The organism is Ancylobacter sp. GW821-FHT10E12 (assembly GCF_058809335.1).
Genome location: NZ_JBXASN010000007.1, coordinates 245,001 through 264,843 on the forward strand (window position 1 = coordinate 245,001; position 19,843 = coordinate 264,843).

24 protein-coding genes are annotated in these 19,843 nt (G+C 68.3%); 12 read left to right on the top strand and 12 right to left on the bottom strand.

Annotated features, from left to right (window positions below; all coding sequences use genetic code 11):
• Positions 1-5: 5 nt before the first annotated feature.
• Positions 6-176: a hypothetical protein gene (locus AC1RU4_RS11890; protein WP_492891298.1), complete on the bottom strand. Its 171-nt coding sequence runs from the start codon at positions 174-176 to the stop codon at positions 6-8.
• 155 nt (positions 177-331) lie between these two features.
• On the opposite strand from AC1RU4_RS11890, the gene AC1RU4_RS11895 reads away from it, so the two are divergent.
• Positions 332-1,336, top strand: coding sequence for a DUF2336 domain-containing protein (locus AC1RU4_RS11895; protein ID WP_492891299.1), 1,005 nt, complete (start codon positions 332-334; stop codon positions 1,334-1,336).
• Between the two features lie 11 nt (positions 1,337-1,347).
• Here the strand turns inward: AC1RU4_RS11895 and AC1RU4_RS11900 are convergent, their stop codons facing one another.
• Both AC1RU4_RS11900 and AC1RU4_RS11905 read right to left on the bottom strand, forming a co-directional pair.
• Entirely contained in the window at positions 1,348-1,683 is a 336-nt protein-coding gene (locus AC1RU4_RS11900) for a DUF1491 family protein (protein ID WP_492891300.1), read from the bottom strand.
• A 9-nt stretch (positions 1,684-1,692) separates the two neighbouring features.
• Positions 1,693-2,379 carry a peptidoglycan-binding domain-containing protein gene (locus AC1RU4_RS11905; RefSeq protein ID WP_492891301.1) on the bottom strand — a complete coding sequence of 229 codons (687 nt, stop codon included), beginning with the start codon at positions 2,377-2,379 and terminating at the stop codon, positions 1,693-1,695.
• Between the two features lie 239 nt (positions 2,380-2,618).
• Here AC1RU4_RS11905 and AC1RU4_RS11910 point away from each other — a divergent pair, with 239 nt between their 5' ends.
• Together AC1RU4_RS11910 and AC1RU4_RS11915 are read left to right on the top strand one after the other, a co-directional pair.
• Positions 2,619-3,122: a DUF5330 domain-containing protein gene (locus AC1RU4_RS11910; protein ID WP_492891302.1), complete on the top strand. Its 504-nt coding sequence runs from the start codon at positions 2,619-2,621 to the stop codon at positions 3,120-3,122.
• A 62-nt stretch (positions 3,123-3,184) separates the two neighbouring features.
• Positions 3,185-3,622 carry a SufE family protein gene (locus tag AC1RU4_RS11915; protein ID WP_492891303.1) on the top strand — a complete coding sequence of 146 codons (438 nt, stop codon included), beginning with the start codon at positions 3,185-3,187 and terminating at the stop codon, positions 3,620-3,622.
• 90 nt (positions 3,623-3,712) lie between these two features.
• On the opposite strand, the gene AC1RU4_RS11920 is transcribed toward AC1RU4_RS11915, so the two are convergent.
• Together AC1RU4_RS11920 and AC1RU4_RS11925 are read right to left on the bottom strand one after the other, a co-directional pair.
• A complete protein-coding gene (locus AC1RU4_RS11920; RefSeq protein WP_492891304.1) occupies positions 3,713-4,285 on the bottom strand; it encodes a DUF6456 domain-containing protein in 573 nt (190 codons plus the stop codon).
• Entirely contained in the window at positions 4,275-4,622 is a 348-nt protein-coding gene (locus AC1RU4_RS11925; RefSeq protein WP_492891305.1) for a helix-turn-helix domain-containing protein, read from the bottom strand. Before AC1RU4_RS11925 ends, AC1RU4_RS11920 begins: the two co-directional genes overlap by 11 nt.
• A gap of 189 nt (positions 4,623-4,811) precedes the next feature.
• On the opposite strand from AC1RU4_RS11925, the gene AC1RU4_RS11930 reads away from it, so the two are divergent.
• Positions 4,812-5,090 carry a hypothetical protein gene (locus AC1RU4_RS11930; RefSeq protein WP_492891306.1) on the top strand — a complete coding sequence of 93 codons (279 nt, stop codon included), beginning with the start codon at positions 4,812-4,814 and terminating at the stop codon, positions 5,088-5,090.
• A gap of 43 nt (positions 5,091-5,133) precedes the next feature.
• On the opposite strand, the gene AC1RU4_RS11935 is transcribed toward AC1RU4_RS11930, so the two are convergent.
• On the bottom strand, positions 5,134-5,553 hold the full coding sequence (locus AC1RU4_RS11935; RefSeq protein ID WP_492891307.1) for a Ros/MucR family transcriptional regulator: 420 nt from the start codon (positions 5,551-5,553) through the stop codon (positions 5,134-5,136).
• A 429-nt stretch (positions 5,554-5,982) separates the two neighbouring features.
• Here AC1RU4_RS11935 and msrB point away from each other — a divergent pair, with 429 nt between their 5' ends.
• Together msrB and AC1RU4_RS11945 are read left to right on the top strand one after the other, a co-directional pair.
• A complete protein-coding gene (gene msrB, locus AC1RU4_RS11940; RefSeq protein ID WP_492891308.1) occupies positions 5,983-6,429 on the top strand; it encodes a peptide-methionine (R)-S-oxide reductase MsrB in 447 nt (148 codons plus the stop codon).
• Entirely contained in the window at positions 6,389-8,539 is a 2,151-nt protein-coding gene (locus AC1RU4_RS11945) for a S9 family peptidase (protein WP_492891309.1), read from the top strand. The genes msrB and AC1RU4_RS11945 overlap by 41 nt, the downstream gene beginning before the upstream one ends.
• Before the next feature lie 76 nt (positions 8,540-8,615).
• Here the strand turns inward: AC1RU4_RS11945 and AC1RU4_RS11950 are convergent, their stop codons facing one another.
• The gene (locus tag AC1RU4_RS11950) at positions 8,616-9,770 is read right to left on the bottom strand and encodes a hypothetical protein (RefSeq protein WP_492891310.1); all 1,155 of its coding nucleotides are present in this window, start codon (positions 9,768-9,770) and stop codon (positions 8,616-8,618) included.
• A gap of 346 nt (positions 9,771-10,116) precedes the next feature.
• Here AC1RU4_RS11950 and AC1RU4_RS11955 point away from each other — a divergent pair, with 346 nt between their 5' ends.
• The gene (locus AC1RU4_RS11955; RefSeq protein WP_492891311.1) at positions 10,117-10,713 is read left to right on the top strand and encodes a superoxide dismutase; all 597 of its coding nucleotides are present in this window, start codon (positions 10,117-10,119) and stop codon (positions 10,711-10,713) included.
• Between the two features lie 80 nt (positions 10,714-10,793).
• Here AC1RU4_RS11955 and AC1RU4_RS11960 read toward each other — a convergent pair whose 3' ends face one another.
• Complete coding sequence (locus AC1RU4_RS11960; protein WP_492891312.1) at positions 10,794-11,183, bottom strand: hypothetical protein; 390 nt, start codon at positions 11,181-11,183, stop codon at positions 10,794-10,796.
• Between the two features lie 55 nt (positions 11,184-11,238).
• On the bottom strand, positions 11,239-12,228 hold the full coding sequence (locus tag AC1RU4_RS11965; RefSeq protein WP_492891313.1) for a zinc transporter ZntB: 990 nt from the start codon (positions 12,226-12,228) through the stop codon (positions 11,239-11,241).
• Between the two features lie 173 nt (positions 12,229-12,401).
• On the opposite strand from AC1RU4_RS11965, the gene AC1RU4_RS11970 reads away from it, so the two are divergent.
• Positions 12,402-12,800 (top strand): hypothetical protein, encoded by a 399-nt coding sequence (locus AC1RU4_RS11970; RefSeq protein ID WP_492891314.1) that lies wholly within the window; start codon positions 12,402-12,404, stop codon positions 12,798-12,800.
• A gap of 68 nt (positions 12,801-12,868) precedes the next feature.
• Here the strand turns inward: AC1RU4_RS11970 and folK are convergent, their stop codons facing one another.
• A complete protein-coding gene (gene folK / locus AC1RU4_RS11975; RefSeq protein ID WP_492891315.1) occupies positions 12,869-13,405 on the bottom strand; it encodes a 2-amino-4-hydroxy-6-hydroxymethyldihydropteridine diphosphokinase in 537 nt (178 codons plus the stop codon).
• Positions 13,395-14,252: a dihydropteroate synthase gene (gene folP, locus AC1RU4_RS11980; protein ID WP_492891316.1), complete on the bottom strand. Its 858-nt coding sequence runs from the start codon at positions 14,250-14,252 to the stop codon at positions 13,395-13,397. The genes folK and folP overlap by 11 nt, the downstream gene beginning before the upstream one ends.
• A 183-nt stretch (positions 14,253-14,435) precedes the next feature.
• On the opposite strand from folP, the gene AC1RU4_RS11985 reads away from it, so the two are divergent.
• The 3 genes from AC1RU4_RS11985 (at position 14,436) to AC1RU4_RS11995 (ending at position 18,441) form a co-directional block, all read left to right on the top strand.
• Positions 14,436-16,082, top strand: coding sequence for a helicase HerA-like domain-containing protein (locus tag AC1RU4_RS11985; RefSeq protein WP_492891317.1), 1,647 nt, complete (start codon positions 14,436-14,438; stop codon positions 16,080-16,082).
• A gap of 11 nt (positions 16,083-16,093) precedes the next feature.
• Positions 16,094-17,476 (top strand): dipeptidase, encoded by a 1,383-nt coding sequence (locus AC1RU4_RS11990; protein ID WP_492891318.1) that lies wholly within the window; start codon positions 16,094-16,096, stop codon positions 17,474-17,476.
• A gap of 104 nt (positions 17,477-17,580) precedes the next feature.
• On the top strand, positions 17,581-18,441 hold the full coding sequence (locus AC1RU4_RS11995) for a branched-chain amino acid aminotransferase (protein ID WP_492891319.1): 861 nt from the start codon (positions 17,581-17,583) through the stop codon (positions 18,439-18,441).
• 94 nt (positions 18,442-18,535) lie between these two features.
• Here AC1RU4_RS11995 and AC1RU4_RS12000 read toward each other — a convergent pair whose 3' ends face one another.
• Entirely contained in the window at positions 18,536-18,739 is a 204-nt protein-coding gene (locus tag AC1RU4_RS12000; RefSeq protein WP_492891320.1) for a CsbD family protein, read from the bottom strand.
• A 93-nt stretch (positions 18,740-18,832) separates the two neighbouring features.
• Here AC1RU4_RS12000 and meaB point away from each other — a divergent pair, with 93 nt between their 5' ends.
• Entirely contained in the window at positions 18,833-19,828 is a 996-nt protein-coding gene (meaB, locus tag AC1RU4_RS12005; RefSeq protein ID WP_492891321.1) for a methylmalonyl Co-A mutase-associated GTPase MeaB, read from the top strand.
• Positions 19,829-19,843: the final 15 nt, after the last annotated feature.

Genomic DNA, 19,843 nt, shown 5'->3' on the forward strand with positions numbered 1-19,843 from the left:
GGCGTTCATCGCTTTGGCGGAACCGCGGCGGCCGAAGGTTGCGGCGGCGCCGGGCGCGAGATGCGCACCGCTGGCAGGATCACGACTTTCGCCGACGGCGGCTTCTGCCCCTCGCGGCGCGGATCGCGCGGCTCGCGAGGCTTGCGGCAGGCAGGAAACGGCACCACCGAGCCCATTCTGCGTCCTCCGACCATCAGCCCAACCGGATAGGGTGAGGCTAGTTTCGGCATGGTTAACGCCTTGCTAACGTTCATGGCGCAATTTAGTTCAGCCGCCCCGGCACGGCTTCCAGCCCCCGTCGAGCCACATCCTTCGAGTGCGTCGCCTCCCCATGCCTTCCACCATCGGCCCCGGCCTCAAGGCCGCCATAGAGGACGCCCGCCGCCGGAGCGCCGACACGCGCCCGGCGCTGCTGACGCGGCTCGTCGATCGCCTGGTCGAGGATGGCCCCGGGGATGAAGAGGCGGTCCGCCGGCTCAGCGTGCTGCTGCCGCGGCTGATGCAGGGCGTCGCGCCGGCCGAGGCGCGGGCCGCCGCCGAGCGGCTCGCTCCACGGGCGGACCTGCCGATGGCGCTGGCCCGGCTGCTGGCCGCCGGGCGGATCGAGATCGCCGCGCCGATCCTGCGCCTGTCGCCGGCTCTCGACGAGGCCGCGCTGATCGATCTCGCCGCCGGCGCCGAGCCGGCACGCCTGCAGGCCATCGCCGCGCGCCGCGACGTCTCACCGGAGCTGGCCAAGCGTCTCGCCTCCACCGTCCATCATGCACGAGGTGCCTCGTCCGCCGCCCCACGCGCCGGGACACCGACGCCGGACTTCTTCAGCGCGTCGCCGGAGGAGCGCACCGCATTGCTGCACCGGCTGCTCACCCTGCCGCCGCTTCCGCTGGCCGAACGGGTGGGCGCGCAGGGCGGTTCCTTCACCGAGAACCTGCTCGCCGCCAGCAAACGCGGCGACCGCGCCGCCCTCGCCCTGCTGCTGGAGCGGGCGCTGGGCGTGCCGGCCGATATCACGGCACGGATCGTCGAGGATGAGACCGGGCAGGCGCTCGCCGTGGCCGCCCGTGCGCTCGGCCTGTCCTTCGCGCTGCTCTCGCGCATGCTGTTCCGTGTGCACCCTGTGGTCGGGCGCTCGTCGAGCGACATGGCGCGGCTCGCCGACCTGTTCGATTCCCTGCCATTATCGAGCGCCCAGCACATGGTGGCGATCTGGCGGGGCTCCCGCCGGCCAGCCCCATCGCGCCCCGGCGCCGAGGCTCCCTCGATGCGCGATTTCGCGGTGCCGCGCCCGGCCGCCACGCAGCCCGCGGATGCGGCCGAGCAGCGGCGACAGGGCTGAAAACGGGGCGATCAGGCGAGGTCGAGGAAGCTGCGCCCGTCGCGATCCTCAAGCTCGACGAACCACAAGTCGGGATCGAAGCGGATTTCCTTGCCCATCCGCTCCTCGGCCTCGCTCTCCGGCCGGCCGGGCGGCACCAGCACGACGAACCGTCGTTCCGGGCTCGGCTCGTCGTCGAAGGAGGGCGGCGCCGGTCCGTAGAGCGCGGCGTTCCCGTCCTGCGTCGCCACCTTCACGAAGACGGCGCCCGCCTCTTCGGCCCCGCGACGGCGGACGGCGGCGAACGCCCCCGCGCCGTTGGCGCGCCGGATCAGGGCGGAAACCCAGATCGCACTCTTGAGGCGCATGGCGCGCCCCTATTGGATGGAGAAGCCGGCGACGGCGTTCAATTCGCGCACCAGCCGGTCGGAGAGCTGGCCGGTCACCGGCAGGCGGCGGTCGCGCTCGAAGCGTTCGATCGCATCCTTCGTCGCGTCGCTGCTGCGGCCGTCGATGCGGATGGGTCCATAGCCGAGACGGGCCAGTGCCTTCTGCACTTCAAGCATCCGCGCCGACACCGCGATATCGGCGGGCGGGCGGACCGGCGCGGCGGATACCGGGGCAGCGGGCGCCGGTGCGTTCGCCTGCGTCGCCAGTCCGGCGATCCCGCCGGTCTCGGCCTTGGCAACCGGCTTGGGCGCCGGCGGCTTGCCGGCTGGCTTGGCCGGCGGTAGCGGGGTCGCGGCCGCCAGCGGAACCGGAGCGGAGGCGGGCATCGCCGGGGCGGCCTCGCTCGCCGGCATCGAGGACGCCACGGGAGGCGCGCCGCTCATCGGCCGGGTCGAAGCCGGAGCGGGGACCGGAAGCGGCGTCGAGGTCCCGACGCGGCGACCATCCTGGAACACGAAGGCATTGGCGAGCACGGCGGCGCTTGCGGCGGCCGCCACCACGACCATGAACAAATCCGACCGCCGGTGCGGCACACGCTCGGGCACGACCAGACTGCGCTGCGCGCCGAGATCGATCCCGTCGACGAGAAGATCGCTCGCATAAGATCGCGGCATCCCGTACTCCCCCCGCGGCCGGTCATCCCGGCCGGCACCCCGACGACGCCATGGTCCGGCGCCGCTGCATGACGACTATGGCGTCGACGTACTTAACACCGGCTTTCCGCGATCGGCTGATTTTGCGCGATTGCGACACCGGTTGCGCAACGTCTGCCCGCTATTATGCACGAAGATCGGCGAGAAGAAGGGCGTGCGAGGGACGCTGACGGCGCCTGTCGGGGAGATGAGAAACGGCAATGTTCTTCCTTCTGCGTATCGGGTTCTGGCTGACCGTCGTGCTGCTTCTGCTGCCGTCCGTACCGGATACGCAGCCGTCGAGGACGGAGGGAGTGGCATCGGCCAAGGTCGACGCGCTGCAGGCCCTGTCTGCCGCCACTTCCGCGATGTCCGACGCCGGCAGTTTCTGCAGCCGCCAGCCGCAAGCCTGTGCCATCGGCAGCGAGATCGTCACCCTGCTCGGCACCCGCGCGGAGGCCGGGGGGCGGCTGCTCCTCGGCTATATCGGCGACCAGATCGCGGCGCAAAAACGCAAGGTCGCCGATCGCGCCGCCGCCAATCCCGCCGGGGACACGCTCACCGCCCACGATCTCAGCCCGGCCTGGCAGGCCCCCGCACCTCCGGGGACCGGCAATCGTGCGGACGCCACGTCGGCGGCCTCCCCTGCCACGCCGGCAGCCGCAAACCCGGCCTCCAGCCCCATGGCGCCCGGCGTTCCGACGCCGCCGCGCCGGCCAAGCTGACGCCGCACCATTGCGCCGGAGGGCATCGCATCCCTATATGCGCCTTTCAAGGGCACATCGACATGGCCATGCGCATCGACGACATCATCGACGACTTCGAGCTGCTCGACAGCTGGGACGACCGCTACCGTTACCTGATCGAGCTCGGTCGCAAGCTGCCGCCTTTTCCCGAGGCTGAGCGTTCCGACGCCACCAAGGTGCAGGGCTGCGCCAGCCAGGTATGGCTGGTGAGCGGCATCGAGGCGGGATCGGCCGGCCAGCACCTCACTTTCCTCGGCGATTCGGACGCCCATATCGTGCGTGGCCTCATCGCCATCCTTCTGGCGCTCTATTCGGGCAAGCCCGCGCGCGACATTCTCGCCGTCGACCCGGCGACGGTTTTCGACCGGATCGGGCTGCGCGACCATCTCACGCCGCAACGTTCGAACGGCCTGCGCTCCATGGTCGAGCGCATTCGCGCCGACGCCCGCCTTGCGCTGGAGCCCCTGTCGATCAGGTAAATTCCTGCCATCGATGGGAAAGGACTCCCGGATTCAACAGGCTGGGGAATAATCTCCCCGCAGCATCCGTTCAATTTTGCGAAACGGGCTCTAGTCACTGCCTGAGCGTTCCGATCGCTCCGGCGGCGCGACCCAGCTGCGCATCGGGGCTCGCGCGGGTCCCTTGATTTCGCGCGACAGGCCGTAGTGCCGCGCCAGCCGGTCGAGGGCGAGGCCGAGCACCACCTTGCCGGTGCGCAGCGGCCAGCCGCGCTCCTGCTCCACCCGCTCCATCCCCTTCAGGAAGCAGCATACGTCGAGCAGCATGCCGGAGAATTCCGGCCCCACCGCCTCCATGGCCCGCGCGACCCGCTGCTTGGCGGCAAGCACCGCCTCGGACGCATCGAGCCCCGGCCGGGAGCCGTGCCGGCCCGGCGCGCGGCCGCTGCCGCTCCAGTCGGCGGTGGTGCGCGGCATCATCTGCGCGCGGGTGAAATCCGCCCGCAGCCGCTCGCCGGCCATCAGCTGCATCGCATCGATGAAGGCTCGCCCATCGCGGCCGCGTCGCCGCGCCAGCCAGGCGAGAGGGCTCTCGGTGATGTCGACCTCCACCCAGGTGCTCTGGCCCTCGATGACGATCTCCAGCCGCTCGACGATGCGCTCGGCCGACTTGTCACCCGACATGACCGGCCTCCGTCTCGCCGCGCAGGCGCCGCTCGAGTCCCTCGACCCAGGCATCCCAGCCGGCGTCGTCGCGCCACTCCTCGATCCGGCGGCAGGCATGGGCGACGGTGGAGCGATGCCGCCCGAAATCCCGCGCCACCCGTGCCACCGGCTCGCCGAGGCCGACATGGGCGAGATACATGGCGAGCGCCCGCGCAGTGGCGCTGGCGCGGCCCCGGCGGTGGGCATGCAGCACTTCATGAAGGGGCAGGTCGGCGATTTCGGCCGCGAGGCGCGCCGCCACGAGGCAGGGACGCCCGATCGGCTCGACGGCCGCCTGAGAAGAGGGATATGGCATGAAACATACTCTTGATTGCAGGAATTTAAACCTACACTTTTATCGTGTATTCCGCAAGATCGAGCCTTCCATGGCCATTCATGTTGATTTTCAATACGTTCGGCGGCCTAAATGGGCCACTTCATAGGAATTCTATCCGCATCATCGGCGGTCGCTGCATAGTGGCGGACGAACGGGCGGAGCCTTCCGATGCAAGCGACACAACCTAGAAGAGCAGTCATTCGCGCGATGCGCAGCCATCATCCGGCCGAGGCGATCGCCGAGCGGGTCACCGCATTACGACCCTTGCTTGGGTCCAGCGCCGCCGAACGCCGGGCCCGCCTCGCGCGATTGCTGCGCAGCGAGCGGCGCGCGGCCCTGTCGGGCATCGGCTACGATGCGACCCGCCACGCGGCCCTGAACCGCCTCGCCGCGGAGACGATGGGCACAATGCAAAAAGGCCGCGGCGCAAAGCGCGGCGGCCTTTGATACTGACGATCGAACGCGGAAGGTGCCGCCTTGCAGGCTGCGTTCAGCGGGTGCCGCGGCGACGCTGCTGGCCGAGACCCATCTGCTTGGCAAGCTCCGAGCGCGCGGCCGCGTAGTTCGGGGCCACCATCGGATAGTCGGCCGGCAGGCCCCACTTCTCGCGATACTGTTCCGGCGTCATGCCGTACTGGGTGCGCAGGTGGCGCTTGAGCGACTTGAACTTCTTGCCGTCCTCGAGGCAGATGATAAAGTCAGGCGAGATCGACTTCTTCACCGACACCGCCGGCTTGAGCGGCTCAACCGCCGGCTCTTCCTCGACCTTGCCGAGCGAGTGAAGCGCCGCGTGGACGTCGCCGATTAGCGCCGGCAAGTCATTCGACATAACCGCATTGTTGCTGACATAAGCGGACACGATGTCCGCGGCGAGCTCAATATATTTTTCGATGTCAGTATTTTCGCCCATGAGTCGTTCTTTGTCATACTAGCGGCAGAAGAATCGCCGGCTGTCCATCCATTGCAACATCGGCTCGACGTCGAATCCATGCGACGCTCTGAAGCCATGTGCGTGTCTAACCTTTTAAATAATGTTGTTTTTGATCGACATCAAGAACTTTCGAATTCCAATAATCTATTTGTGAGATCGCGCATGTGTTTGCGCCCGTCAACGGTGAAACGCCCCTCGCTCAACTGAGCGTCCGCGCGTCGAACCGCGGCCAAAAGGGCCGTTTGAATTTCAATATACCCTCAAATCGAGGGACTTTTCATGAAATTTTATTCACCTAAGGTATCGTATCGTCGGAATTTCGAAACGTCGGATGCTGGGGCGGCATCCAGACTTGAAGAACGGCCCTCCGGCACCTATCTCAGCGCCGTTCAGCAGGGAAAGCTCGATATGGCCGACACCGCCCACCACCCGAAGGTCGTGAAGACGGAGGCCGAGTGGCGCGCGCTGCTCACCCCCGAGCAGTTCCGCGTCACGCGCGGCCATGGCACCGAATGCGCCTTCTCCGGCCCGCACCTGTCGCAGAAGGAGCCCGGCACCTATAGCTGCGTGTGCTGCGGCGAGAAGCTGTTCCATTCCGCCGCCAAGTTCGAATCCGGGACCGGCTGGCCGAGCTTCTTCCAGCCGGTCTCCAAGGACGCGGTCAGCGCCATTCACGATCATTCCCACGGCATGCACCGTATCGAGATCCGCTGCGCCAGCTGCGATGCCCATCTCGGCCACGTCTTTCCCGACGGTCCCCGGCCGACCGGCCTGCGCTACTGCATGAACGGCGTCGCCCTCACCTTCCGCGCCGATGAGGCGCCCGCCAGCGAAGAGCCCGCCGGTGAGCGCTGACCGTCCGGCCGATGCCCGTGATGCCGACGCCCATGCCCCGCTGGTCCGCCGGTTTCACGGTGAAACGCTGAGCGATCCCTACGCCTGGCTGCGCGCCGAGAATTGGCGCGAGGTGATGCGTGATCCATCGGTGCTCGCCCCCGACATCCGCGCCCACCTGACGGCCGAGAACGCGGCGGCGGATACCTGGTTTGCACCCTATGCCGGGTTGTGCCGGACATTGGTGGCGGAGATGCGCGGGCGCATCAAGGAGGACGATTCCTCCGTGCCGTCGGTCGATGGTCCCTTCGCCTACTACACCCGCTTCCGCGAGGGCGGGCAGCATCCGCTCTATTGCCGGATTCCCGCCGCCGGCGGCGCCGAGGAGCTGCTGCTGGACGGCGATGCGCTCGGGGCGGAACCGGCCTATTTCAGCTTCGGCGATATCCAGCCGTCGCCCGACCATCGCCTCGTCGCCTGGACCGCCGACACCGCCGGATCGGAATATTACACGCTGCGCCTGCGCGACGTTGCCGGCGGCGTCGATCTCGCCGATGTCATCGACGAGACGACCGGCGACGTGCTGTGGAGCGCCGATGGGCGTCACCTCTTCTATATCCGCCGCGACGAGGAGCACCGGCCGAGCTTCGTCTACCGCCATTTGCTCGGCAGCGATCCGTCCGCCGACATGCTGGTCTATGAGGAGCCGGACAAGGGCTTCTTCGTCTCGCTCGGCCGCACCCAGTCCGAACGCTTCGGCCTGATCTCCTGCGGCGACCACGACACCAGCGAAGTCCATTTGATCGACCTCGCCGATCCGCTGGCGCCGCCGCGCCTCGTCGAGCCGCGCACGCCCGGCATGCGCTATGACGTCGAGCATCATCCCGCGCTCGACGGCGCCGAGACGCTGGTGCTGCTGACCAATGCCGATGGCGCCGAGGACTTCAAGATCGCCGTCGCTCCCCTCGCAGATTCCGGCCGGGCGAACTGGCGCGACCTCGTTCCGCATCGCCGCGGCCGCTTCGTCCTGTCGCACGGCGTGCTGCGCGGCCATCTGGTGCGGCTGGAGCGCGAGGACGGCCTGCCGCGCCTCGTGGTGCGCGCGCTGGCGGACGGCGCCGAACATGCGGTGGCCTTCGCGGAAGAGGCCTATTCGCTCGGCGTCGACCTAGGGCACGGCTTCGACAAGACACTGATCCGCTTCACCTATTCCTCCATGACCACGCCCGCCGAGGTGTGGGACTACGATGTCGCCTCGCGCGAGCGCGTGCTGCGCAAGCGCCAGGAAGTGCCCTCCGGCCACGATCCGGCGCGCTATGTCACCCGCCGGCTGATGGCGGAGACGGCGGATGGCGAGCGCGTGCCGATCTCGCTGCTTTTCGCCCGCGACACGCCGCTCGACGGCACCGCGCCCTGCCTGCTCTATGGCTACGGCGCCTATGGCATCTCCATCCCCGCCGGCTTCTCCACCTCGCGGCTGTCGCTGGTCGACCGCGGCGTCGTCTATGCCATCGCCCATATACGCGGCGGCACCGAGAAGGGCTGGCGCTGGTATCTCGACGGCAAGCTGTCGAAGAAGACCAACACCTTCCACGACTTCATCACCGTGGCCGATCACCTCGTGGCCGAGCGCGTCGTCGCACCCGACCGCATCGTCGCGCATGGCGGCTCGGCCGGCGGCATGCTGATGGGCGCGATCGCCAATCTGCGGCCGGACCGCTTCAAGGGCATAGTGGCAGAGGTCCCCTTCGTCGACGTGCTCGCCACCATGCTCGACGACACGCTGCCGCTCACCCCGCCGGAATGGCCGGAATGGGGCAATCCGATCACCGACCCGGATGCCTTCCGCTTCATCCGTTCCTATTCGCCCTATGACAACGTGGCGGCGAAGGACTATCCGGCCATATTGGCCCTTGCCGGCCTCACCGACCCGCGCGTCACCTATTGGGAGCCGGCGAAATGGGTGGCGAAGCTGCGCGCCACCCGCACCAACGATGCGCCGCTGATCCTGAAGACCAATATGGATGCCGGTCATGGCGGCGCCGCCGGCCGGTTCGACCGACTGGAGGAGACGGCGCTGGTCTATGCCTTCGCGCTGGCCGTCGCTCGGGTGAACGCGCCCGCGGACTGAGGCTTCCCGCAAATGAAACGGACGTCGGGCTTTCGCCACGACGCCCGTTTTTCTCCGTCCACGTAACGATCCGACGTCAGCCTTGGCTGGCGGCAGCGCCCGAGACATGGTCGCGCAGTTCCTGCAGCGAACCGAAGCGCAGCGTGCCGTCCGGCAGGTCGGCCTCGATCGAGCCGTCCGAGAACAGCTTGTAGGCCATGCCGCCGATGACGCCGGCCTTAAGCACGGTGACTTCCGGCGCCAGCGGCTCGTCCCCCGCTTCCTCGACCAGGTCGGAGACCCGCAGGAAAGCCGGCGGCGCGCCGGGACCGGCATCGGCCACATCCGCGATCGGATCGAACGGCGCGGGAGGCTCCTCGCGCACGGGCGGCGGCGGCCGCACCGGCTCGGGCGCACGCGGCTCCGCCGGCTTCGGCATGGCGACCTTCGGCTCGACGAATTTGGGCTCGGCCGTTTTCGGTTCCGCCGGCCGCGAAGACGGCGCGCGCAAGTCCGGCATCCGCGGCTCGCGGAATACCGGCTCGTGCGCCGGTGCCGGCTTGGGCTCGACCGGAGCCGGCTTCGGCTCAGGTGCCTTGGGCGCCGCGGGCTTGGCGTCCGGCAGCTTTGCTGCCACCGGCTTGGGCTCCGTCGGCATCGCGGGCGGCGTGAGCAGGTCGGAGAGCTCCAGCGCGGGCAGATCGAAATCCGGCAATGTCGGCGCGGCCGGCGCGGCCTCGGGCTCGCGCTTGCGGCGGAACCAGGAGGGAAGCCCGCCCGAAGCCTCCTTCTCCGGCTCGGGAGCCGGCGAGACCGGGGGCGGCGGCGGAAGCGGAGATGCCGGGATCGGCGCCGCGAAGGACGGCTCGACCGCCTTGGGCTTGGCCTCGACCGGCGCAACCTCGACAGGCTTGGTCACGGTAGGCAGCGTCTCGAAGGTCGGCATCGCGGCCGGCTGGTGGCGCGCCAGTTCCTCGTCGACCGGAGCGAGGCGTCCGCTGTCGCGATGCTCCGCCTCGTAATAATCGTCTGCCTCGACATGGACGACGCCATCGAGCTTATCGGCGATGTTGACCAGAGCCCGGTGGACGAAGCCCAGCGCGACGAGCAGCAGTCCTCCGACGAAACCGATGGCGCCGACGATGACGAACGGGGTCCCGGAAGGTTGTGCCAGGGACTGCACGCCGATCAGCCCGAGACCGACGCCGATCGCGCCGACCACCAGACCGATGCCAATGATGATTGCACCCATAGAAAAACTCCGCCGGGCTGATTCGCGACCAGCCCTCCTCCCCTGCAAACTTACGTCCCGCATGGCTTTTACGGAAGCTTGCCCCAATAACCAAGCGGCTTTGCTTCCGAGAGCCCTCCAATATGGCTGCAGAGAGGCTTCGGCGGCGCCGATGGAAATTCATTCCAGGGAAATGCGGGGCCTCCGTGGCTTTCAGTTGTCCCGGGACGCGGACCGACCTATCTAATCACCGTCTATCTCTTTTCGGTGCGCACGCACCTTTGGGAGGAAGCCGCCCGGAGTTGGAGCTCCCAGCTCGGACTCCCGAGGCGGTCCAGCCGAATTTCCTATTGCGGAGACAGAGTCGATGTCCTTCACGCTTCCCGATCTGCCTTATTCCTACGACGCCCTCGCGCCCTACATGTCGCGCGAAACGCTGGAGTATCACCACGACAAGCATCACCTCGCCTATGTGAACAACGGCAACAACCTGCTGAAGGGCACCGAGTTCGAGGGCAAGTCGCTCGAGGAGATCGTCAAGGGCTCCTACGGCAAGAATCCCGGCCTGTTCAACAATGCCGGCCAGCACTACAACCACCTGCACTTCTGGAACTGGATGAAGCCGAACGGTGGCGGCGCCATCCCCGGTGAGCTCGAGAAGAAGATCATCGAGGACATCGGCTCGGTCGAGAAGTTCAAGGAAGACTTCATCCAGGCCGGCGTCACCCAGTTCGGCTCCGGCTGGGCGTGGCTGGCGGTGAAGGACGGCAAGCTCGCCGTCCTGAAGTCGCCGAACGGCGAGAGCCCGCTGATCTCCGGCGCCACCCCGATCCTCGGCGTCGACGTGTGGGAGCACTCCTACTATATCGACTACCGCAACCGTCGCCCGGACTATCTCAAGGCCTTCGTCGAGAGCCTGGTGAACTGGGACTACGTCGCCGAACTGTATTCCAAGGCCGTCTGACACCTGCGTGCCTGACAGCGACGAAGGCGTCGGCCTGCCGGGCCGGCGCCTTTTTCGTGACCTCGCCCCCGCCTGCCGCTTCAGCCGGCATAGGGCCGGCGCGGCCTGGGCTGGTTGCTCCGCACGCAATAGTCGTTCCAGAAATTGTACTGGAAGGTCGAGCGCCACTGATAAAGCCAGTTGTCGCACTCGGCACTGCTCTTGAAGCAGCCCTCCACGGTGCGGGTCTGGATTTTCTCCTCGAAGGTTCCCCATTGGCGCTGGCCGGTGAAATGACCGTACCAGAGCCTCGAGGCCGGAATGGCCTGCACCATCACCGCACAATTGCCGCCCGGAAAGGCGCCGGTGAATTCATAGGCCGATGCGGTGCCGGCCCCCAGAACGACGCCAAGCGCGCCCGCCAGCAGAACCACTCCGCCATGCATCTCCGCCTCCCGATCGGCCCCCGGCCGCATGCCCGCGACCGCCATTCTACATTCATCGAGGCGGGGCAGCGGTTCAATTTTTGCGGATGGAACCGCGCCGTCAGATCCAGCGCGCCCAGCGGAACAGGCCGACGGCCATGGCGATGCCGGCCAGGCTTGCCAGCACGGTGACGGTCCAGAACCCGCCCGGATCGTCCGATCCCGGAATCCCGCCGACATTCATCCCCATCAGGCCGGTCATCAGGGTGAGCGGCGCGAACACCACCGTCACCACCGCCAGGATCAGCATGGAGCGGTTCATCTGCTCGGCCCGCCGTTCCACCATCTGGTCGTGGATCACCGCGGCGCGATCGCGCACCGAATCGAGTTCCTCGGCGAATCGCGTCACCCGGTCGGCCGCCTCGCGCAATCGGTTGCGGTCGCGCCCGGACAGCCAGGCGGCGTCCTCGATCGAAAAATGATTCAGCGCCTCGCGCTGCGGCGCGATGTAGCGGCGCAGCAGGATGGCGACGCGCCGCACCTCCGACACTTTGGGGCTCAGCGTCGCGAGGGTCAGGTTCCACACCGTCTCCTCCAGTTCGTCGGCCTGCTCGGCAAGCGCGGTGATCACCGTGTCCATGCGATCGACCAGGCGCAGCGACAGGTCGGCGATGAACTCGCCCGGCGTGCGCGGCACCCGCCCGCGCGCCAGCGCGTCCTCGAAATCGCCCACCGCCGAGAGCGGGCGAGTGCGCACCGAGATGATGCGGTTCGGCTCCACCCAGAAGCGGATGGAGTGCATCTCGTCCGGCAGCGAATAGGGCATCAGGTTGATGCCGCGCAGGTTGAGGAAGGCGCCGCTGTCGAACAGCATGCAGCGCGGCCTGGTTTCCTCGGCCGTCAGCGAATCGGCGATGCCGGGCTCGATGCCGGCGTCGTTCTGCAGCCAGGGCAGCTGGCGGCGCTCCAGGAGCTGGAGATTGATCCAGATGAAGCCGCTCGGGCCGAGCTCGCACCCGCCGCGAATATCCGCCCAGCCGAGCCGACGCGCGCCGCCCGCCCCGTCGAAGGCCCAGGCGGCGATCAATCCTTCGCTGTCGTAGTCAGCCACCCCTATGCCTCCTGCTGCCCGGCATGAACGCTAAATGAACGGACCCGATGGAATGCGTTCAGTTTGATGAACCTTTTGCAACAGCGGGTTCAGTTTGGGTTCGAACGTCCCGGCCTAGTGTCTTCTCCATAGACGGTCGATCCCCGGCCGAAACCGAGACACAAGAGGACGTCATGAGCCGCTTCGCTCACAGCACCAAGATCGCCGCGGTCGCCCTCGCGGGCGTCGCTCTGGCCAGCGCTCTTCCCACTCCCTCGCAGGCGGGCAACAACAATGGCGCCGCCGTCGCCGCCGGCGTCATCGGCGGCCTCGTGGTTGGCGGCCTCGTCGCCTCCGCGGCCAGCGACTATTATGCGCCGCCCCCGGCCTATCGCCCCGGCCCGGGCTATGGCTACGGTCCCGGCCCCGGCTACGGTCCTGGCCCGGGCTATGGCGGCGGCTACCGGCCGGCCTATGCCCAGGGCTACCAGCCGGAATATCGCCACCGTCGCCCGCGCTGCTGGATCGAGACCCAGACCTTCTACGGGCGCCATGGCCGCCCCTACTACCAGGACGTCCAGGTCTGCCGCTGAGTCGCGTTGCGCGGCATGTCGGGACGACACCGGGAGGGCGGCGGAGCGATCCGTCGCCCTTTCCGGTCTCAAGCCACCGCCTCGGCGACCTGCACGATGCCGGTTGCGTCGAGCCCGGCCAACGCGTCGCGGATCGGCACCCCCGCCACCGCGAGATCGGGAGCGATCTCGGCGAGCGGCAGCAGCGCGAAAGCCCGCTCCATCATCCGCGGATGCGGGATTTCGAGGTCCGGCTCGTCGATCGTCGAGTCGCCGAACAGCAGGATGTCGATATCGATGGTGCGCGGCCCGAACCGCGTCTCGCGCGTGCGGTCGCGCCCGAAGGCGTGCTCGACGCCGAGCAGCATGTGCAGGAGCTCGCGCGCCGACAGCTCGGTCTCGATGGCGACGACGAGATTGAGATAGGGTCCCTGCGGCACCGGCCCCCAGGGCGGCGTCTCGTAGAGCGAGGAGCGCTTCAGGATCGTCACGCCCCCGGTGCGGGCGATCAGCCCCACCGCCTTCGCCATGGTCTCCGCCCGGTCGCCGAGATTGGAGCCGAGGCAGAGATAGGCGATGCGTTTCTCGACCCGGCGCGGCCGGCGGATGAAGAATTCAGGCGGCACCCTTGATTGCCTCCGTCACCCGCGCCGCCTGCACATGCTCGGCGACGTCATGCACCCGGATCATGGCACAGCCCGCCAGAATCCCGATCACGTTGGAAGCGATGGTGCCCGGCAGACGCTCGGCCGGGGTCGCGGCGACCACCTTGCCGATCAGCGACTTGCGCGAAGTGCCGAGCAGCAGCGGGAAGCCGAGCCGGCCGATCTCCTTCAGCCGCGCCAGCGCGGTGAGGTTCTGCTCGAAGCTCTTGCCGAAGCCGATGCCCGGATCAAGGCAGATGCGGTCGGAACGGATGCCCGCGCGCGCCGCCCGCTCCAGCGCCTTGTCGAAGAAGGCCAGCATGTCGGCGATGATGTCGATCGCCGGGTCGACGCTGGCGCGGTTGTGCATCACCACCACGCCGGCCTCGTAGGCGGCGGCGACGCGCGCCATGTCCGGGTCGCCCATCAGGCCCCATATGTCGTTGACGATGCCGACGCCCCGCTTCAGCGCCGCGTCCGCCACCCGCGCCTTCTGGGTGTCGATGGATACCGGCACGCCGATATCGACGATGTCGGACAGCGCCGGCAGCACCCGGTTCAACTCCTCCTCGGCGGTCACCGGCGTATGGCCGGGCCGCGTCGATTCCCCGCCGATGTCGAGGATATCGGCCCCATCCGCCACCAGCTTGCGGGCATTGATCACCGCATCCCCCGCCGCCGCGCTGCGGCCGCCGTCGGAAAAGGAATCCGGCGTGACGTTGACGATGCCCATGATCAGCGTGCGGCTGGCATAATCGAGCCGGCGGCCGCGGGCGTCGAAGGACGTCCGGGCCGGAGGCGGCAGCGGATGGTCGGGCGAAACGGGCATCGTTGGTGCGGACATCGTTGGAGCGGACATGGGCGGCACTCGCATTCCATCATCAAATCGCGCGGCGGGCCGGCGAATGCAAGACATCCGAGCCGGAGCCCGACAATGTGTGCAGGCCCCGCTTGCCGAACCGCCTGCCCCCGCGCTCTATAGGCGGCGACGAATCCGCGCGGGGAGAACACCATGACCGGGGATGTCGACGGCAAGATCTTTGTCGGGCGCTCCGACAAGCCCGAATACCTCACCCTGAAACTCGCCAACCGCCACGGCCTCGCCACCGGCGCCACCGGCACCGGCAAGACGGTGACGCTGCAGACGCTGGCCGAAGGTTTTTCGCGCGCCGGCGTGCCGGTCTTCGCGGCCGACATCAAGGGCGACCTGTCCGGCGTCGCCATGCCGGGCGAGGGGCAGGAATGGATCCTCAAGCGCTGCGCCGAGATCGGCGTCGACTACGCGGCGGATGAATTCCCGGTGGTGTTCTGGGACCTGTTCGGCGAGCAGGGGCACCCGATCCGTGCCACCGTCACCGAGATGGGGCCGCTGCTGCTGGCGCGGCTGATGAACCTCAACGACGTGCAGGAAGGCGTGCTCAACGTCGTCTTCCGCGTCGCCGACGAAAACGGCCTGCTGCTGCTCGACCTGAAGGACCTGCGGGCGATGCTCGCCTTCGTCGCCGAGAACGCCGCCAAGCTGACGACCACCTATGGCAATGTCTCGCCGGCCACCGTCGGCGCCATCCAGCGCGCGCTGCTGGTGCTGGAGAACCAGGGCGCCGACAAGTTCTTCGGCGAACCGGCGCTCGCTATCGCCGACCTGATGCGCGTCGACCGCCGCTCCGGCTACGGCACCATCAACATCCTCGCCGCCGACAAGCTGATGGGTGCGCCGCAGCTCTACGCCTCCTTCCTGCTGTGGCTACTCTCGGAGCTGTTCGAGGAGCTTCCCGAAGTCGGCGATCCCGACAAGCCGAAGGTGGTGTTCTTCTTCGACGAGGCGCATCTGCTGTTCGACGAAGCGCCGAGGGCGCTGCTGCAGAAGGTCGAGCAGGTGGTGCGGCTGATCCGCTCCAAGGGGGTGGGCGTCTATTTCGTCACCCAGAACCCGCTCGACGTGCCCGAGACCGTGCTCGCCCAGCTCGGCAACCGGGTGCAGCACGCGCTGCGCGCCTTCACCCCGCGCGACCAGAAGGCGGTGAAGGCGGCGGCCGACACATTCCGCCCGAATCCGGCGCTGAACACCGCCCAGGTGATCACCGAGCTCGGCAAGGGCGAGGCGCTGGTCTCGACGCTCGAGGGCAATGGCACGCCCTCCATCGTCGAGCGTACTCTCATCTGCCCGCCCGTCAGCCGGGTCGGGCCGATCACGCCGGAGGAACGCCGGGCCCTCATGGACAAGAGCCCGCTCAAGGGCGCCTATGACGAGACGCTCGACCGCGAATCCGCCTTCGAGATGCTGGCCAAGCGCGCGGAAGCGACCACGCCGGAAGCCGCCCCCGAAAAATCCGCCGCGCCGACTCCCGCTCCCACCGAGGCCGGCGCCGCGTCGGGCGGCGGCTGGCTCAGCGACGTGCTCGGCGGCATTTTCGGCACGCCGTCGCGCGGACGCATGAGCGTCGGCGAGCAGGTGGCCCGCCAGGTCACGCGCGAGGTCACCAATCAGGTGACCAAGGCGATCCTGCGCAACGTGCTCGGCGGCCGCTCGCGCGCCACCCGCGCGGTCTCCGCGACCTCCTCGCCGAGCACCTCGTCGCGGAGCGCGAGCTCGGGCGACGCTTTCGGGCAGATCTTCGACGACTTCACGGGCGCCAAGCCCACCCCCCGCCGCAAGTGAGTTATTGAACCATGAGTGATCTCGACCGCGTCCTCGCAGCGGTGGATGCCGATCTCGACGCCAGCCTCGATCGCCTGTTCGCCTTCCTGCGCATCCCCTCGATCTCGACCGACCGCGCCTATGCCGAAGACTGCCGCAAGGCCGGCCAGTGGCTCGCCGACGATCTCGCCGGCCTCGGCCTCGCGACGAAGCTGAACGACACGCCCGGCCACCCCATCGTCACCGCGACGTCGAGCCTTGGAGCCGCGCAGCGCGTGCTGTTCTACGGCCATTACGACGTGCAGCCGGTCGACCCGCTGAACCTGTGGGACAATCCGCCCTTCGAGCCGAAGGTGGTCGAGAGCGCCGGCGGCGTGAAGCGGATCGTCGCCCGCGGCTCGTCGGACGACAAGGGTCAGATCATGACCTTCGTCGAGGCGTGCCGCGCCTATCTCAAGGTCACCGGCACCCTGCCCGTCGACGTCACCGTCATGGTGGAGGGCGAGGAGGAGAACGGCTCCGGCAACCTGCCGCCCTTCCTCGCCGCCCACAAGGACGAGTTGAAGGCCGACCTCGCCCTCGTCTGCGACACCAGCATGTGGGACGCGAAGACGCCGGCGATCACCGTGTCGCTGCGCGGGCTGATGCATGACGAGATCGTCGTCACCTGCGCCAATCGCGACCTGCACTCGGGCTATTATGGCGGCGCGGCGGCCAATCCGCTGCATGTGCTGTCGAAGATCATCGCGAGCGTGCACGGGCCGGACGGGCACATCGCCATTCCCGGCTTCTATGACGGCGTCGCCGAGCCGCCGGACGAAGTGAAGGCGCAATGGAACGCGCTCGGCCTCACGCCCGAGAGCTTCCTCGGCCCGATCGGCCTGTCGCAGCCGATCGGCGAGAAGGGCCGTTCGCTGGTGGAGATGACCACCTCCCGCCCCACCTTCGAGGTCAACGGCCTGTGGGGCGGCTATACCGGCGACGGCACCAAGACGGTGATCCCCTCCATCGCCACCGCCAAGATCTCCTGCCGCCTCGTGGCGGGTCAGGATCCCATCCATGTGCGTGATGTGGTGCGCGCCTTCGTGCGCTCCCTCATTCCGGCCGACTGCTCGGTGGCGTTCCTCGGCGGCGAGGGCTCCCCCGCCGTCGCCGTCTCGCACGACAATCCGAACCTCGCCAAGGCGACCGCCGCGCTGGCCGACGAATGGGGCAAGCCCGCCGTCGTCATCGGCGCCGGCGGCTCGATCCCCATCGTCGGCCATTTCAAGAAGACGCTCGGCCAGGACACGCTGCTGGTCGGCTTCGCCCTCGACGACGACCGCATCCACTCGCCGAACGAGAAATACGACCTCGCCTCGTTCCACAAGGGCATCCGTTCCTGGGTCCGCATCCTCGCCGCGCTGGCGGCGTGAGCATTGGCCACATGTCTTCCGCCAAAAGGACGAGGCGTGTTGCCGCCCGCCTCGTCCGTCTTTCGCTATGTTGCGACCTCGTCTGATCTTCGGGAGTGCGTGAGATGACCGGCAGCTGGTCGCAGACCTGGACCTTCCTCGATGGCGCGTGGCACGAGGGCAACGTGCCAATCATGGGCGTGCGCACCCATGCCGCCTGGCTCGGCACCTCGGTGTTCGACGGCGCCCGCGCGTTTGAGGGGGTGACGCCCGACCTCGACCTGCACTGCGCCCGCGTCAACCGCTCGGCGCTCGCGATGGGGCTGAAGGCGAAAGTGTCGGTCGAGCGCTGGATGGAGCTCACCGCCGAAGGCCTCGGGCATTTCGCGCCGGATGCCGCGCTCTATATCCGCCCGATGTACTGGGCGGAGCTGCCCGGCCCGCGCACGGTGGATGCCGACCCGGAATCGACCCGCTGGTGCCTCAGCATCTACGAGGCGCCGATGCCGCAGCCCGGACGCGGCACCTCGATCACTTTGTCGCCGTTCCGCCGCCCGACCATCGAATGCGCGGTCACCGACGCCAAGGCCGGCGCGCTCTATCCCAATAACAGCCGGGCGCTGGTGGAGGCCAATTCCCGTGGGTTCGATAATGCCGTGCTGTGCGATTTCCTCGGCAACGTCGCCGAGCTCGCCACCGCCAACATCTTCATGGTGAAGGACGGCGTGGCGCTGACCCCGGCCGCGAACGGCACCTTCCTCGCCGGCATCACCCGCACCCGCACCATCGGCCTGATGCGCGAGGCCGGTCTCCCGGTCTCCGAGGCGACGCTGCGCTGGGAGGACTTCAAGGCCGCGGATGAGCTGTTCACCACCGGCAACTACTCGAAGGTGTCGCCGATCACCCGCATCGAGGATCGCGAATTGCAGCCGGGCCCGGTTTTCCGCCGGGCGCGCGAACTCTACTGGGACTTTGCCCATAGCTGATCCGCAGGCCGCCGAAGCGAAACGGCCGGGACAGGCCCGGCCGTAATGACGCGATGTCCGCCCTCGCGAGGCGAGGGAGCGACCGCAGGCCCGATCACATGCGGAAACGGCCGCTCCATTCGTCGACCTGGCGCTTGGCCTCGTCCTTGGCGATGCCGTAGCGCTCCTGCAGCACGCCTTCGAGCTCCTGGCGCTTGCCCTGCATGCGGTCGAGGTCGTCGTCGGTCAGCTTGCCCCATTGCTGGCGAACCTGACCCTTGATCTGCTTCCAGTTACCTTCGATACGGTCCCAGTTCATGGCGTTCATCTCCGTTTGATCGCTGGTATGCCGCGCCTCGTCAGGCACGGTTCCGGCTGCTAGCATCGCGGCGTCAACGCGCAGGCTTCGGTTTTGATCCACGCTCCGGCCCTTCTCCCCTCGCTCGACGAACTGGTCGACGGCGTGCGCGCCGGGCGCCGGGCGGTGCTCGCGCGGGCGATAACGCTGGTCGAATCGCGCAAGCACGCCCACCGGCAGCTCGCCGAAGACCTGCTCCAGGCGCTGCTGCCGTTCACCGGCGACGCCATGCGGGTCGGCATTACCGGCGTGCCCGGCGTCGGCAAGTCGACCACCATCGATTCGCTCGGCGCCCTGTTGCTGGAGAAGGGCCATCGCGTCGCGGTGCTTGCGGTGGATCCGTCCTCGACACGCACCGGCGGCTCGATCCTCGGCGACAAGACCCGCATGGCGCGGCTGTCGATCGACCAGCGCGCCTTCGTGCGCCCCTCCCCTTCCGCCGGCACGCTCGGCGGCGTCGCCGCCCGCACCCGCGAGACCATGCTGCTGTGCGAGGCGGCAGGCTACGACGTGGTGCTGGTGGAGACCGTCGGCGTCGGCCAGTCCGAGACCGCCGTCGCCGACATGACCGACACCTTCCTGGTGCTGATGCTGCCCGGCGCCGGCGACGAATTGCAGGGGCTGAAGAAGGGCATCCTGGAGCTCGCCGACATCGTCGCGGTGAACAAGGCCGATGGCGACAACATGAACCGTGCCCGCGGCGCCGCCGCCGAATATCGCGCGGCGCTGCATGTGCTGGGTGCGCGCGAGCCGCACTGGTCGACGCCGGTGCTGGCCTATTCCGGTCTCACCGGCGCCGGGCTCGATGAATTGTGGGCGCAGGTGGAGCGGCACCGCGAGCGGTCGCGTCAGGCCGGTGCCCTCGCGGCGCGGCGCAGCGCCCAGCAGGTGAAGTGGATGTGGGCGCTGCTTGATGAGCGCATCCGCGACGCCATCCGCTCCGATCCCGGCCTGCGGAGCGAGGTGCCGGCGATCTCCGGCGAGGTCGCGGCCGGCCGGCTCGCCCCCGGCCTCGGGGCCGCGCGCATCGCGGCACGGCTCGGCCTGTAGGATCCGGCCTCCAAA

Excerpts from the sequence above, each read along its gene's own strand:
- AC1RU4_RS11890 (WP_492891298.1), bottom strand. The coding sequence starts at position 176 with ATGGGCTCGGTGGTGCCGTTTCCTGCCTGCCGCAAGCCTCGCGAGCCG.
- AC1RU4_RS11895 (WP_492891299.1), top strand. The coding sequence starts at position 332 with ATGCCTTCCACCATCGGCCCCGGCCTCAAGGCCGCCATAGAGGACGCC.
- AC1RU4_RS11900 (WP_492891300.1), bottom strand. The coding sequence starts at position 1,683 with ATGCGCCTCAAGAGTGCGATCTGGGTTTCCGCCCTGATCCGGCGCGCC.
- AC1RU4_RS11905 (WP_492891301.1), bottom strand. The coding sequence starts at position 2,379 with ATGCCGCGATCTTATGCGAGCGATCTTCTCGTCGACGGGATCGATCTC.
- AC1RU4_RS11910 (WP_492891302.1), top strand. The coding sequence starts at position 2,619 with ATGTTCTTCCTTCTGCGTATCGGGTTCTGGCTGACCGTCGTGCTGCTT.
- AC1RU4_RS11915 (WP_492891303.1), top strand. The coding sequence starts at position 3,185 with ATGGCCATGCGCATCGACGACATCATCGACGACTTCGAGCTGCTCGAC.
- AC1RU4_RS11920 (WP_492891304.1), bottom strand. The coding sequence starts at position 4,285 with ATGTCGGGTGACAAGTCGGCCGAGCGCATCGTCGAGCGGCTGGAGATC.
- AC1RU4_RS11925 (WP_492891305.1), bottom strand. The coding sequence starts at position 4,622 with ATGCCATATCCCTCTTCTCAGGCGGCCGTCGAGCCGATCGGGCGTCCC.
- AC1RU4_RS11930 (WP_492891306.1), top strand. The coding sequence starts at position 4,812 with ATGCAAGCGACACAACCTAGAAGAGCAGTCATTCGCGCGATGCGCAGC.
- AC1RU4_RS11935 (WP_492891307.1), bottom strand. The coding sequence starts at position 5,553 with ATGGGCGAAAATACTGACATCGAAAAATATATTGAGCTCGCCGCGGAC.
- msrB (WP_492891308.1), top strand. The coding sequence starts at position 5,983 with ATGGCCGACACCGCCCACCACCCGAAGGTCGTGAAGACGGAGGCCGAG.
- AC1RU4_RS11945 (WP_492891309.1), top strand. The coding sequence starts at position 6,389 with ATGAGGCGCCCGCCAGCGAAGAGCCCGCCGGTGAGCGCTGACCGTCCG.
- AC1RU4_RS11950 (WP_492891310.1), bottom strand. The coding sequence starts at position 9,770 with ATGGGTGCAATCATCATTGGCATCGGTCTGGTGGTCGGCGCGATCGGC.
- AC1RU4_RS11955 (WP_492891311.1), top strand. The coding sequence starts at position 10,117 with ATGTCCTTCACGCTTCCCGATCTGCCTTATTCCTACGACGCCCTCGCG.
- AC1RU4_RS11960 (WP_492891312.1), bottom strand. The coding sequence starts at position 11,183 with ATGGCGGTCGCGGGCATGCGGCCGGGGGCCGATCGGGAGGCGGAGATG.
- AC1RU4_RS11970 (WP_492891314.1), top strand. The coding sequence starts at position 12,402 with ATGAGCCGCTTCGCTCACAGCACCAAGATCGCCGCGGTCGCCCTCGCG.
- folP (WP_492891316.1), bottom strand. The coding sequence starts at position 14,252 with ATGCCCGTTTCGCCCGACCATCCGCTGCCGCCTCCGGCCCGGACGTCC.
- AC1RU4_RS11985 (WP_492891317.1), top strand. The coding sequence starts at position 14,436 with ATGACCGGGGATGTCGACGGCAAGATCTTTGTCGGGCGCTCCGACAAG.
- AC1RU4_RS11990 (WP_492891318.1), top strand. The coding sequence starts at position 16,094 with ATGAGTGATCTCGACCGCGTCCTCGCAGCGGTGGATGCCGATCTCGAC.
- AC1RU4_RS11995 (WP_492891319.1), top strand. The coding sequence starts at position 17,581 with ATGACCGGCAGCTGGTCGCAGACCTGGACCTTCCTCGATGGCGCGTGG.
- AC1RU4_RS12000 (WP_492891320.1), bottom strand. The coding sequence starts at position 18,739 with ATGAACTGGGACCGTATCGAAGGTAACTGGAAGCAGATCAAGGGTCAG.